Source organism: Jezberella sp. (genome assembly GCF_964834465.1).
The window spans coordinates 79,613-92,488 of the sequence record NZ_CBAZRM010000011.1; the positions used below are offsets into that span (position 1 = coordinate 79,613).

9 protein-coding genes are annotated in these 12,876 nt (G+C 53.0%); 3 read left to right on the forward strand and 6 right to left on the reverse strand.

What is annotated here, in order from left to right; genetic code table 11:
• Positions 1-13: 13 nt before the first annotated feature.
• From AC1W8Y_RS10165 to AC1W8Y_RS10175, 3 genes are read right to left on the reverse strand one after another with little or no spacing between them, the layout of a single operon-like run.
• Positions 14-1,009, reverse strand: a complete 996-nt coding sequence (locus AC1W8Y_RS10165) for a D-2-hydroxyacid dehydrogenase (RefSeq protein ID WP_482014364.1) — start codon at positions 1,007-1,009, stop codon at positions 14-16.
• Positions 1,006-2,007, reverse strand: coding sequence for a Bug family tripartite tricarboxylate transporter substrate binding protein (locus AC1W8Y_RS10170; protein WP_482014365.1), 1,002 nt, complete (start codon positions 2,005-2,007; stop codon positions 1,006-1,008). Before AC1W8Y_RS10170 ends, AC1W8Y_RS10165 begins: the two co-directional genes overlap by 4 nt.
• Before the next feature lie 12 nt (positions 2,008-2,019).
• Positions 2,020-2,808, reverse strand: coding sequence for a class II aldolase/adducin family protein (locus tag AC1W8Y_RS10175; protein WP_482014366.1), 789 nt, complete (start codon positions 2,806-2,808; stop codon positions 2,020-2,022).
• A 112-nt stretch (positions 2,809-2,920) separates the two neighbouring features.
• Between AC1W8Y_RS10175 and AC1W8Y_RS10180 the strand changes: the two genes are divergently transcribed.
• Entirely contained in the window at positions 2,921-3,274 is a 354-nt protein-coding gene (locus AC1W8Y_RS10180; RefSeq protein ID WP_482014367.1) for a hypothetical protein, read from the forward strand.
• A 20-nt stretch (positions 3,275-3,294) separates the two neighbouring features.
• On the opposite strand, the gene AC1W8Y_RS10185 is transcribed toward AC1W8Y_RS10180, so the two are convergent.
• The 3 genes from AC1W8Y_RS10185 to AC1W8Y_RS10195 are packed head-to-tail and all read right to left on the reverse strand — an operon-like array spanning position 3,295 to position 10,244.
• Positions 3,295-4,185, reverse strand: coding sequence for a transglutaminase family protein (locus AC1W8Y_RS10185; protein WP_482014368.1), 891 nt, complete (start codon positions 4,183-4,185; stop codon positions 3,295-3,297).
• Positions 4,182-6,764: a circularly permuted type 2 ATP-grasp protein gene (locus AC1W8Y_RS10190; protein WP_482014369.1), complete on the reverse strand. Its 2,583-nt coding sequence runs from the start codon at positions 6,762-6,764 to the stop codon at positions 4,182-4,184. The genes AC1W8Y_RS10185 and AC1W8Y_RS10190 overlap by 4 nt, the downstream gene beginning before the upstream one ends.
• 18 nt (positions 6,765-6,782) lie before the next feature.
• Positions 6,783-10,244, reverse strand: coding sequence for a transglutaminase family protein (locus AC1W8Y_RS10195; protein WP_482014370.1), 3,462 nt, complete (start codon positions 10,242-10,244; stop codon positions 6,783-6,785).
• Positions 10,245-10,423: 179 nt separating this feature from the next.
• Between AC1W8Y_RS10195 and AC1W8Y_RS10200 the strand changes: the two genes are divergently transcribed.
• The gene (locus AC1W8Y_RS10200; RefSeq protein ID WP_482014417.1) at positions 10,424-11,857 is read left to right on the forward strand and encodes a circularly permuted type 2 ATP-grasp protein; all 1,434 of its coding nucleotides are present in this window, start codon (positions 10,424-10,426) and stop codon (positions 11,855-11,857) included.
• Between the two features lie 11 nt (positions 11,858-11,868).
• Positions 11,869-12,861: an alpha-E domain-containing protein gene (locus AC1W8Y_RS10205; protein WP_482014371.1), complete on the forward strand. Its 993-nt coding sequence runs from the start codon at positions 11,869-11,871 to the stop codon at positions 12,859-12,861.
• Positions 12,862-12,876 lie beyond the last annotated feature (15 nt).

Below are 12,876 nucleotides of genomic sequence, written 5' to 3' on the forward strand. Positions count from 1 at the left end.
CTCGGTTGATGACTCAGCTCAGACGGGCAATATTGACAAGCGCCTCGCCACGATGCCAGCGTTGCAAGTTGTCGATGAACACCTGTGCCACCCGCTCGACAATGCTATCTGAAAACCCTGCCGTGTGAGGGCTGCAAATCACATGCGGCATATCCCATAACGGCGACGCTGAAGGCAAGGGTTCTTGGGCGAACACGTCAAGAAAAGCCCCAGCTAAACGACCAGTGCTCAGCGCTTGAATCATTGCCGGCTCATCGACCACAGCGCCGCGCGAAACATTAATAATGTGGGCGGTCGGTTTCATGCTGGACAGGGCCTCTGCACTCAAGAGATTAGTTGTCTGCGCCGTGAGCGGGCAGGCAAGAATCATCCAGTCCGTGCGTGGCAAGATGTCTGCAAACCGATCAAAGGGTACAAATTCGATACCGTTGACACTGGGGGTAACGTTCTGTCGGATAGCAATAATATTCAGTCCGATGGCCTGCAACCAGGCGGCCAGTTTTTGACCGATCGGGCCCCATCCTACAATGGTCGCCGTTTGCCCTTCGAGTTCTGGTGGCATTGAGGTTTTGATAAAGGGCATCCATTCGTGGGCACGTTGCGCCTGCGCTAATTGCGGAAATCGCCGCGCCAAGCTCAACAAACCCGTCAACGCAGTTTGTGCCACCATCCCCGCACTCGCCCCCGATGCCGTCGTCACCGTCACGCCTTTGGCAAGTAGATCCAAAAAAATTTGCCGATCAGCACCCGCAGAATGAATTTGCAGCCACTTCAACGCGGACGAGTGCATCAATGCATCGTAAAAAAACTGCGTGTCCGGCAAGATACGCTGCTTGGTGGAATGACCAGTGATGTCTCGCGAGATGAAAGCAATATCTGGCATGGCCGTGCCTGCATGAACTTCGGCCGCGCTGACGTGCACCCAGGCATCAGCGCCCAGAATGTTCGTGATCTTGGGTTCAAGAACGCGCGCACTTTGGTCCGACAACAAGATGCGCAGCTTGCTCACTGTGCACTCGCCCCAGCGTTTTCGACAACCGTCTTCCATTTCAGATATTCACTCTGAATGAAGGCTTTGAAAAATGCCGGTGTTTTACCGACCGGATCTGCCCCCTCAGCGATAAACCGATCCTCTAACCCGGCCATCGCCTCATTGACGCTTTTATTCAGAATATCAATGATCTCTGCCGGTGTGCCGCTGGGTGCCAGCATCCCAAACCACGACCCCGCCGAAAACCCCTGATACCCGCTTTCTGCAACGGTCGGTACCTCGGGTATCGAGCGCGATCGATTCAAACTACTCACTGCAAGCGGTTTTAACTTACCTGCTTTGATTTGCCCAATCACAGACGGAATCGTGGCAAACATGAAGTCGATCCGTCCCGCAATCAAATCGTTGAGAGCCTCTGCCCCTTTGTAGGGGATATGTTGCGCCTCGACACCTAGCAAGTCCATCAGCATGAAACTACTCAAATGCGAAGAGGTGCCTACCCCGGTAGATGAGTAATTGATTTTGCCATTTGCTGCTTTAGCGTAAGCAATAAACTCTTTGAAGCTATTCACCGGTAGTTTCGGGCTGACCAACAGAACATTGGGCACATCCGCAATCAAAATCACCGGGGTCAATTCTGTCAGCGGGTTATAGCGCAGGTTTTTGAACAGCGTTGGGTTAACGGCGATTGGCCCCACTGATGCAATCGTGAGTGTGTAGCCGTCAGCGGGCGAATGAGCCACATATTCGTTACCGATATTACCGCCAGAACCTGGCTTGTTTTCAATAATGAAGGGCTGCTTGAATTTTTCTGACAAGGCTTGACCCACGCTACGCGCAATCACGTCTGTGGTTCCCCCTGCCGTGAAAGAAACCACGATTTTGACCGGTTTGTTTGGGTAGTCCACGGGGGCGCTTTGCGCGCCCACTGTGCCCACCAGTAGGGACAAGGTGAATGCCACGACCAGCGCTGTCGTCCTGCCAAATGGGCGAGGATGTTTTATCAGTGTGCGCATCATCTTGTCGCCTTAGTTTCGATAGGACGGATCAACACGATCGAGCTTGCGAAGCAAGGCTGGCCACTCCATGACGCCATAGGGTCTGCGCGTACCGGGCTGGTAGTTGTTCCACGTTTCTTCTAGGATGGGTTGCGATACGTTCATCAACGGGGTGTTGCATGACATTGACCCAATCTGTGCCCTGCAGGCAAGCTCGAGTCTGTGCATCCAATTAAAGGCCTCTCCGATCGTGCGTCCCACGGTCAGTGCACCGTGATTTCGCAGAATCATTGCCTCACCCGTGCCTAGATCCTTCACCAAGGACGCTTGCTCTGCCTCATCAAGCACCACGCCTTCATAATCGTGATAGCTGATTTTTAAAAAACGCATCGCCGTTTGCGTCAACGGCAACAGGCCGCATTCGAGCGAAGAAATCGCCATCGATGCCCAGCTATGGGTATGGATAACACAGCCGACTTCGGGACGGGCGTGGTGAACCGCGCTATGGATTACAGCGCCGGCTTTGTTGACGCCATAATCCAAGTCACCGAAATCAGGTTTGGTGAGAATGTTGCCGTGGTGATCGACTTTCAGCAGGCTCGATGCGGTGATCTCTTCATACATCATGCCGTAGGCATTGATGAGATACGTGCCATCCTCGCCAGGTACTCGCGCCGAAATATGGTTGGCCATCATGTCTGCCATCCCGTAGATTTCTACCAAGCGGTAACAGGCTGCAAGATCTACTCGCGTCTGCCACTCAGCGTCAGACACTTTGCCTTTTAGCGACGCTATTTCTAAAACCCCTGGTCTACCCATGATTTTGTTCCCCCCTTGCCAGCACACGACTTGTGCCGATTGGTTATGATAAATAACATCGTCAACATGAATTGACGGGCTTTTAACTGCAGTGTCCGTAAGCGAGCGTAAATTGACAACCAGAGCATCGTGCTTCTTATTTGTGACAGTAGTCTTGACCTTGTCTGGCTGCTCGTCAAGTCATCTCTTTCAGCAGTCTCCCGCTTTTTACCACCACGACCCTAAACGCCATGTCGCTGTGATCGATCATGAGGAAATTAGTGTGCTGCCGCTTGGCGATGATCAATGGGAAGCCTATGGTGGAAGCCCAGGCAGGGAAACAAAGCCAACCGGCAACGTCCAGCAACGTCAGGTCAGAGCCATTGAGGTCGTTTCGCTTTGTAAAGTCGTCTCGTCAGCATACAGCGCCGATCATGAAAAAGATCAGATGCTGCTGACCGCCAAGGTTGAGTGCTCGGCGAAATAAAAGAAGCGAGGGCCGTTAACTTAAACGTCAATCTCTTCACAAGTGACGGCGATTTTCAAACGGTGATCGCCCCCGCCTCTGATCACCCCTCGAAGCGGTGAGACATCACCAAAATCTCTCCCCACCGCTAACCTGACGTGCTGACAACCCGGGATCACATTGTTCGTTGGATCTAACTCAAGCCAGTTACCTGGGACACCCGGGCAGTAAACCGCGACCCACGCGTGCGAGGCGTCTGACCCTCTTAACTTGACCTGGCCCGGTGCCGGACGTGTGACGAGATAGCCGCTGATGTACTGCGCGCCCAAGCCCAGCGATCGCAAGCAACCAATCAAAATGTGTGAAAAATCTTGGCAAACACCCGCTCGCTTCTTGAAGGCCTCAGCAATGGGTGTGTCAACGTTGGTGGCCGTCGTCGAGTAAGTAAAGTCTCGAAAGATCCGCTCATTGAGATCGAGACAGGCCAGTGCGATGGGGCGGCCAGGGGTGAATGAAACTCGCGCGTATTGTTTGAGTGCCTCGATCCGCGGCACGTGAGGGCTCGAGAAGGCAAACTCTGCTGCAGGCAGGTAGGGGCGATCCAACACATAACTTAACGACTCAGCAACCTCTTCCCAACTGGGCGTCTGTTCAAGATCCAACTCAACATAGCGATCCTCGATCTCCACCACCGATGTTGCACGGACTTCAAGCGATGCATGAGGTACTGCCAGGGTAAAAAACGTTCGCGTATTACCGAAAACGTCATGGCCTTCGGATCGCGTACTTGGCTCGGGTTGGACAGTCAGGGATGTGCTCATCACCTTTTGCCATCTTGAGGTGAGCGGATGCAAATACGCCAGGTGGTGCGCAAGCTCGACATCGCTCTGATAGCTGTAGATGGTGTCGTGTTCGATCTGAATCCGTGTCATGATACAAAGTGCCTGTCGACTGCGTGAGCGAAGAATCTGTGACTGATGTTATCTGACAAATTCGATGCGAAATGACTGAGCCCTTCGACACTTTGCACAATCTTTAGAACATCTTCTTCGGTGACGTCGATCGTCGGAATCGTTGACAACAAACTCTCGGCATTCGGCAAGTGAGCAATCTCTGTCACGAGCCCCTCAAGAATACAAACGAGTGCGCGCGGGTTGGTCTTATCCTGAACAATTAAATCGATCAGGGCCAGGGTGTCTTGCTGTCGCTGATAGCGACCACGGTAGGTGATCGAACTGTCGAACAGCGTGAGCAACCCGTCAAACCCGCGTGGCGTATAAACTGCCGCGTGTTGAAAAAATGCCTTAATCGTCCCGGTCAAGGTAATCATTCGCTCGACCAGTCTGCCGGCTGTCAGCATGTGCCAGCCCAAATCCCGAGTCATCCGATCAGACTGGAAACCCACCAATGCCGCTAATTGAACGCCAACTGCGTCAAGTATTTCAATCGTGTCGATGGCGGGACGATTCGCTAAATTAGCCGCTCGCCGCGCTTGTGCTCGCGCATGATTGCGCAAATGACCACCGCCTCTCGCCGCCATGAGATCTACACCAAGTATTTTTTTCATCGCATGGGCAATTTCAGCATGCTCTGCAGGCAAACGATCGCGGGCGGCTTTCAGTGTCGACTCGAGTAAATCGATGTGATCTGTCAGACCTTGATTACCGCGCAGGGTCAGGCCTCGAATAAGTGTTCTCGCGAGCACGGCTGCGGATCGATCTGTCTCTGGCGAGCTAGCCGGAATCATGCCGTGCTGCTCAAGCAAATCGCTCACGGTGTCGTTAAGCACGGGTAAGCTGTTTTGCTGATCCGTACTGACCAGGATAAGCGCCTCTTTGGCAAGCCTAACCATGGCTTCACATCGTTCGGTGTAACGACCTAGCCAGAAAAGGTTCTCTGCAGAACGGCTCGAAACAAGCTGATTTGACACCGTCCAGCGAGGCAGTTTGACTCGGTTTGGCAGCATCGAAAATTCATCGACGGGCTGATCCGTCAAGACCCACGTATCAAGCGTACTGCCGCCGCGCTGAATCGACACGACGTGGGGATCTACCGCAGCGATCCTGGTCATGCCGCCAGGCATTGCCTCCCAGCCCCCGTTGCCGTCAGACATCAAATACACCCTTAACATCGCTGTTCTTGGCGTAATTCCCTGCCCGGACCACGTTGGTGCTTGCGAAAAAGGCAAATAGCTTTGCGTGGTGTATTTGTCAGGATCCAGATCGATGCGATCCCGCAGAGCTTGCACGCCTTGCGTGTCCAACAGGCTTACGATAACGGGCGGAAAGCTCTCACGCCCCGTCGTACCAAAAGTCGGTTTAACGACCTGCGTATGCAAATCTTGCGAAATATCCTTCCAGGCAGCGCGTTCCCCACACCACCACGTGTGCAAAGATGGCATCTTGAGTGGTTCGCCCAACAGGTATTCGGAAATTGCTGGCAAAAATCCCGAAAGTGCAGAAGACTCGATGAATCGAGTACCTAAGGCATTAGCAAGGGCAACATTCCCCGCACGCACTGCCTGCAACAACCCTGGAACACCGAAATGAGAATCTGCTTTCAACTCAAGCGGATCGCAATACTCATCATCGACTCTGCGCAATAAGCCATGTATGCGCTGCAAACCATGCATGGTTTTAAGATACAGTTTGTCATCACGCACCGTCAGATCCGCCCCTTCGACCAGCGCCAACCCAAGATAGCGCGCGAGGTAAGCATGTTCAAAGTAGGTATCGCTAGAAGGCCCTGACGTCAACAAGGCCAGTCTGACACTTTCGCCCGCAATGGCCGTCGCGGCTGAACGAAGAGAATGCAACAAACGCTTGTAACTTGAGGCCACGTGCTGCACACGCATCTCACGATAAGCCTCGGGAAACAAACCCGAAGTGATCAAGCGATTTTCGAGTGTATAGCCAAGACCCGAAGGTGACTGCGTGCGTTGACGAATGACCCACCAACGGCCGTCAGGGCCTCTCGCAATGTCAAACGCCACCACATGCAGGTAAATGTCACCTAACGGTTTGACATCTTTCAGGCTACGCTGATAGCCGGGATGACCAAGCACCAAAGCAGCAGGCACATACCCCGCTTTGATGAGGGTTTGCGGGCCGTAGAGGTCATGAAGCATCAGATCAAGTAACTTGGCACGCTGCGCTAGCGCACTTGAAATGGATTTCCATTCGGTCGGGTTAATCAGCAGCGGCAGCGGATTCAACGACCACGGGCGCGCCTGCTCTTCGTCATCCGCAAAAACGTTATAGGTAACGCCATTCTGAGCAATCAGCCGTGCGATGGTCTCGGCACTTTCGGGTAGTTGATCAAGCCCGTTTTGCCCAAGGTGCTCGAAAAAAGCTTTCCAATGCGGCCGTAACTGCTCTTGCGAATTGCGGAACTCATCAAAATGCCCAGTTTTAACTGAGGCAGTGAGTGCCAAAACTCTTTTAATCAGGTCATCCTGACCCGTTGGGTCAAGATTCTCTGAGTCAACTCTGGGGGTCGATTCAAACGACATGTCGGTACAACTATGGGATTAGTTTCGTCTGAGGTCGAGTGTAAATGGAAATTCGATTCCCGTCCCTTGATGCTTCAATTGTTGGACGCCCGGGGTGTGCTGCAACGGCGAGAAACGCGACAACCGGCGACTCTCTGCCTCAAAGGCGTTAATCGGTAACGTGTCGTAATTGCGACCACCAGGATGCGTCACGTGATAGCGGCAACCGCCCAAAGACCGCGACAGCCAGTTATCAACCAAATCAAAAGACAAGGGCACGTGCGAACCAATGGAAGGATGCAATGCTGACGGTGGTGCCCAGGCTTTGTAACGCACCCCAATGACGTACTCACCTTCGATCCCTGTCGGCTGCAGCGTCGGCACCACCCCATTGACGGCAATCGCAAACCGGTTGTCTGTATAACCAGATACTTTCAACTCGATGCGCTCAAGTGACGAGTCAACATAGCGAACCGTGCCGCCAGCCGAGCCCTCCTCGCCCATCACATGCCAAGGCTCAAGCGCCGTGCGCAATGACAAACGCATGCCTCTGACATCAACATGGCCAATAGCAGGGAAACGAAACTCCATGTGAGGTTCGAACCAGGATCGATCAAATTTATACCCAGCACGATTCAGTTCAGCCAACACATCTTCAAAATCCATCATGACGAAGGTTGGTAGCAAAAAGCGGTCGTGCAGTTGGGTGCCCCAGCGTGTCAATCTGGTTTTTGACTCAGGTCGATAAGGGGTCTTCCAGAACCACGCGACCAGCGCGCGAATTAACAGTTGCTGGACTAAGCTCATGCGAGCATGCGGTGGCATTTCAAAACCGCGCAGTTCAAGCAACCCGAGCCGACCGGTGGGACCATCGGGCGAATACAGCTTGTCAATACTGAATTCAGCGCGATGCGTATTGCCCGTGACATCCGTCAAAATGTTGCGCAATGCACGATCGACCATCCAAGGCGGACATTGGCCATTGAGCTCAAGTTGTCGATCGATTTCATTGAGCGCGATTTCGAGCTCATAAACTTGATCGTTGCGGGCTTCGTCAACCCGTGGGGATTGGCTCGTTGGCCCAATGAACAATCCGGAAAACAAGTAAGACATGGATGGATGGTTATGCCAGAACGCCAGCAAACTACCCAGCACATCAGGTCGTCTCAGAAAAGGACTATCGGCGGTGGTCGCGCCGCCCATCACAAAATGGTTGCCTCCGCCCGTGCCAGTGTGGCGACCGTCGTTCATGAATTTTTCTGTACTCAACTTCGTCTGGTGCGCTGCCTCATACAGAAACTCTGTATTAGCGACCAACTCATTCCAACTTTTCGCAGGATGGATATTGACCTCTATCACCCCTGGGTCAGGCGTGACTTGCAACACGGTCAAGCGGGGATCTCGTGGTGGTGGATAGCCTTCAATAACAATCTTGAACTTCAAGCTTGCGGCAGTTTCTTCAACAGCGTGTAGCAACGCCAGATAATCTTCAAGCGATGTCAGCGGCGGCATAAACACATACAACACTGAACTTGCACTGCCTTCAAACTCTATCGTTGGCCCATTTGCGCGCTTTGGATTACGGACTTCAACGACCAACGCTGTGCGGATCAGACCGGGCACAGACGCGTTTTTCGCCGGTACCTCTGCCCTTGCGGTCATGGTCGATGCATTGGCTGCCATCCCTGTAGGTTTCGCTTGACCATCGACGGGGCTGCTCACTTGCCCGTTTGACTGACCAACACCCGCCTGCCTTGGCGCCTGACGACCCGGATACTGCTGTTTCAGTTCAGCCAAGGTTGGCAAAGCCGAACGTGGCGCATAAGGATCTTGATCGTATAAGCGAGGCTGATCTTCGGCACTGGCCCAAGGCAACGAATCGAGCGGCAAGCGATACCCCATCGCCGAATCGCCTGGGATCAGATACATCCGGTCGTCGCGGAAAAACCAAGGCCCTGTTCGCCAACGAGAGGCGCTGCCCCCAGCGGAGTTCTCTGCTACCTGTAGGGGTAACGCAAACCCTACCGCGGTATCCAGTTTTTGTTCGAAAACCCGACGTAGTCGGGCTCTTTCCATCTCATCGTCAAGTTTGGATTCAAATGGATCGACGTTGACAGACAGCTTTCGTTCGCGCCAGAGGTAGTAGAAGACATCTTCAAAACCAGGTTTGATGAAAGCATCTGAGATCCCAAGCTTGTCAGTCACGACACGGATAAAACGCTCAGCGTCTGCTTTGGTGTAACGGTGGTGATCTCTCTCATCGGCAAACAACGCCGGATCACCCCAGCAAGGTAAGCCATCACCGCGCCAGTAGGCCGACAGGGACCAGCGCGGCAACTGTTCGCCGGGGTACCATTTGCCCTGACCAAAATGCAGAAACCCGCCTGCTGCATACCGTGCTTGCAATTTTTTAAGCAACTCTGTGCCAAGCCCACGTTTGGTGGGGCCAAGCGCTTCGGTGTTCCATTCAGCGCCATCGCGATCATAGGCGCAGACAAACGTCGGCTCGCCGCCCATGGTGAGACGCACGTCCATCTTTGACAGCGTGCTATCCACTGTCTGGCCCAACGCGACAATGTTTTGCCAATCGGTCTCTTCGTAAGGCTTGGTCACCCGCGCCGTTTCGTGCACCCGTTGCACCGACATGTGATGATCGAACTCAACTTCGCAATCATCGAGTGAACCGGACACCGGCGCAGCCGATGAAGGCTCTGGGGTGCAAGCAATGGGGATATGGCCTTCGCCAGCCAACAGACCTGAGGTTGGATCAAGTCCAATCCAACCCGCGCCAGGCAGGTAGACCTCACACCACGCATGTAAGTCGGTAAAGTCCGTTTCAGCGCCACTCGGACCATCGACCGCTTTAACATCGGCCTTGAGCTGAATCAAATAGCCCGACACAAATCGAGCCGCCAGGCCGAAATGCCTGAAAATCTGAACCAGTAACCACGCCGAATCTCTGCAAGAGCCAGACGCCAACTCGAGCGTTTCTTCGGGCGCTTGAACGCCAGGCTCCATGCGGACGGTGTAATCCACCTGTTCACGCAACCGTGTGTTCAAGTCCACAATAAAATCAATGGTTCGAAGCTTGTCGTATTTAACCTTCTTGAGAAACTTGGCCAGTAATGGCCCAGGTTCAGCCGCGCGCAAATAAGGCGCCAAGTCATCTTCGAGCTCTTTGGAATAGGCAAACGGAAACTGCTCTGCGTCTGCTTCCAAAAAGAAATCGAACGGGTTGTAGACCGACATTTCGGTGACTAAGTCAACGGTGATCTTGAACTCGCGCGTTCGGTTCGGAAACATCAACCGAGCCTGATAATTCGAAAACGGATCTTGCTGCCAATTGATGAAGTGGTCAGCCGGTTCAACCCGCATCGAGTAAGACAAGATTTTGGTGCGGCAATGCGGCGCGGGTCGCAGCCGCACGATATGCGGCCCTAAATTCACAAGCCGATCGTATTGATAGGTTGTAACGTGATGCAGTGCGACGTGGATGGCCATAGTCTCAATAGTGCACTTTTTAGGTGCGAAAAAGGTTAACTTCACTCCTGATTCGTATACTAACTTCATTACATAAAGAAGATATCGTCAAATTGCGATATATTTTTGAAAAGCGAGCTTCTGTCGTTTTAATTAAGGGTATCTGCATGCAACAAAAAGTCGCCGCTTTTGATGAAATGATGACGATCGCCGGTCAAGTGCCTTCGGGCACCGCCGAGGCATTAGTCGGGCCACGACCACACTATCAAGCATTTGCTCAGTGGTTAGCTGCGCAACCAGACCATGTTCTGAAGGCTCGTCGCGAAGAGGCCGAACTGATCTTTCGTCGGGTCGGCATCACCTTTGCCGTCTATGGCGACGACCATGGGACTGAACGCACCATCCCTTTTGACATCGTGCCGCGGGTGTTCCCGGCGGGTGAATGGGGTTTGCTCGAAAAGGGATTGATCCAGCGCGTGCGTGCACTGAACATGTTTCTGCATGACGTGTACCACGATCAGCATATTCTGAAAGCGGGTGTGCTGCCGGCCGAGCAAGTTCTGAACAATGCCCAGTACCGACCTGAGATGAAAGATATTCAGGTCCCGTTAAACATATACGCTCACATCGCTGGCATTGACCTGGTACGTGCCAACTATGGCAATGAAACCGGGCAATTTTTTGTTCTTGAAGATAATCTGCGCGTCCCGTCCGGGGTGTCCTACATGCTTGAAAACCGCAAGATGATGATGCGGTTGTTTCCTGAGTTGTTTTCAAAATACCGCGTCGCCCCCGTGGCGCACTATCCGGATCTGCTGCTTGAGGCGCTTCGTCATGCCACGCCAGCACATACCAACATGCCTAATGTCGTTGTGTTGACGCCTGGCATGTACAACTCAGCCTATTTTGAACATGCCTTCTTGGCCCAGCAAATGGGCGTCGAGCTGGTCGAAGGTAACGATCTTTTCGTCGATGACGATGTTCTCTACATGCGCACCACCCAAGGGCCTCGCCGGGTCGATGTTATTTACCGGCGCGTCGATGATGATTTTCTGGATCCCAACGCTTTTCGAGCCGACTCGACACTGGGCGCGGCAGGTCTGTTAAGTGCCTATCGTGCGGGTAACGTGGCGATCTGCAATGCGATCGGCACGGGCGTCGCTGACGACAAGTCGATCTATCCTTATGTCCCCGACATGATCAAGTTCTATCTCAGCGAAGAACCCTTGCTCGCAAACGTGCCAACCTATATGTGCCGCAAAGAAAACGAGTTGGACTACGTGATCAACAACATGGCGCAGCTGGTGGTCAAAGAAGTTCACGGGGCCGGTGGTTACGGGATGTTGGTGGGCCCCGCGTCAACCAAAGCCGAGATCGAGGACTTTAAGTTACGGGTGAAAGCCAATCCTAGCAATTACATTGCACAACCTACCCTTGCGCTGTCGACATGCCCAACTTTCGTGGATGCCGGGATTGCGCCACGACATGTTGACTTGCGACCCTTCGTGTTGTCGGGCAACCATGTCAAGATGGTGCCAGGCGGCCTGACTCGTGTTGCGCTCAAAGAAGGCTCTCTCGTCGTGAACTCATCACAAGGTGGTGGGACCAAAGACACTTGGATTCTTGAAGAATAGGACTCAACAAAATGCTATCAAGAACCGCTGATCACGTGTATTGGATGTCCCGCTACACAGAGCGTGCTGAAAATACTGCACGTATGCTCGACGTCAATTACCAAATGTCACTGCTGCCGCAATCGGAAGAGACGACCGAGATTGCCTGGCGCGCCATGCTTGAAATTTCTGAGTTGAATGCGCAGTATGCCGCCAAGCACGGCAAATTTTTACCCACACCTGTCATTGCCTTCATGGTGAGCGACATGGACAACCCTTCTTCAATCATGCGCTGCCTTCAGGCAGCGCGTGAAAACGCTCGTGCTGTAAGAGGCTCAATTACGACAGAGGTGTGGGAAACCATCAACACCACTTGGCTTGAGGCTCAGCGAATGATTCGGGATAACGCTCTCACCCGAGCCCCTTCTGATTTTTTAGACTGGGTGAAGTTTCGATCGCACCTGACTCGTGGGGTTCACAACGGCACGATGATGCGAAACGAAGTGTATGACTTCAGCCAACTGGGGACTTTCCTTGAACGTGCAGACAATACTGCGCGTCTGCTGGACGTCAAGTTTTTAGCCGCAACCAAGTATCGCCACGACGAGCCAAATCCTGTCGATGACTTTTACTACTGGACAGCGATTCTTCGCTCTGTTTCGGCTTTTGAGAACTACCGTAGCTACTACCACGATGTCATCACGCCAGAGCGAATTGCTCAACTGCTGATTCTTAACCCGAAAATGCCAAGATCCTTATCGGCTTGTGTGCAAGAGGTCTGCGACACGTTGGTCCGAATTCGCAATCGGCAGTCGGGTGGCACACAACTTTCAGCCTTTGGTTTATTGTCAGAACTGCAGGATTCGACCATTGAAGAAATTCTTAAAAAGGGGCTGCATCTCTACCTGACGGAGTTTCTCGATCGGATCAACCGGATTGGTAGTGGGATCAGTGGGGATTTCTTGATGCCTTTGATCCCAGAGGCCAGTGCGACTCAGTCGCAACAGTCCAGTAGCACAGTCTAAACAGCATTAGCGTAT

Excerpts from the sequence above, each read along its gene's own strand:
- AC1W8Y_RS10170 (WP_482014365.1), bottom strand. The coding sequence starts at position 2,007 with ATGCGCACACTGATAAAACATCCTCGCCCATTTGGCAGGACGACAGCG.
- AC1W8Y_RS10175 (WP_482014366.1), bottom strand. The coding sequence starts at position 2,808 with ATGGGTAGACCAGGGGTTTTAGAAATAGCGTCGCTAAAAGGCAAAGTG.
- AC1W8Y_RS10185 (WP_482014368.1), bottom strand. The coding sequence starts at position 4,185 with ATGACACGGATTCAGATCGAACACGACACCATCTACAGCTATCAGAGC.
- AC1W8Y_RS10190 (WP_482014369.1), bottom strand. The coding sequence starts at position 6,764 with ATGTCGTTTGAATCGACCCCCAGAGTTGACTCAGAGAATCTTGACCCA.
- AC1W8Y_RS10195 (WP_482014370.1), bottom strand. The coding sequence starts at position 10,244 with ATGGCCATCCACGTCGCACTGCATCACGTTACAACCTATCAATACGAT.
- AC1W8Y_RS10200 (WP_482014417.1), top strand. The coding sequence starts at position 10,424 with ATGACGATCGCCGGTCAAGTGCCTTCGGGCACCGCCGAGGCATTAGTC.
- AC1W8Y_RS10205 (WP_482014371.1), top strand. The coding sequence starts at position 11,869 with ATGCTATCAAGAACCGCTGATCACGTGTATTGGATGTCCCGCTACACA.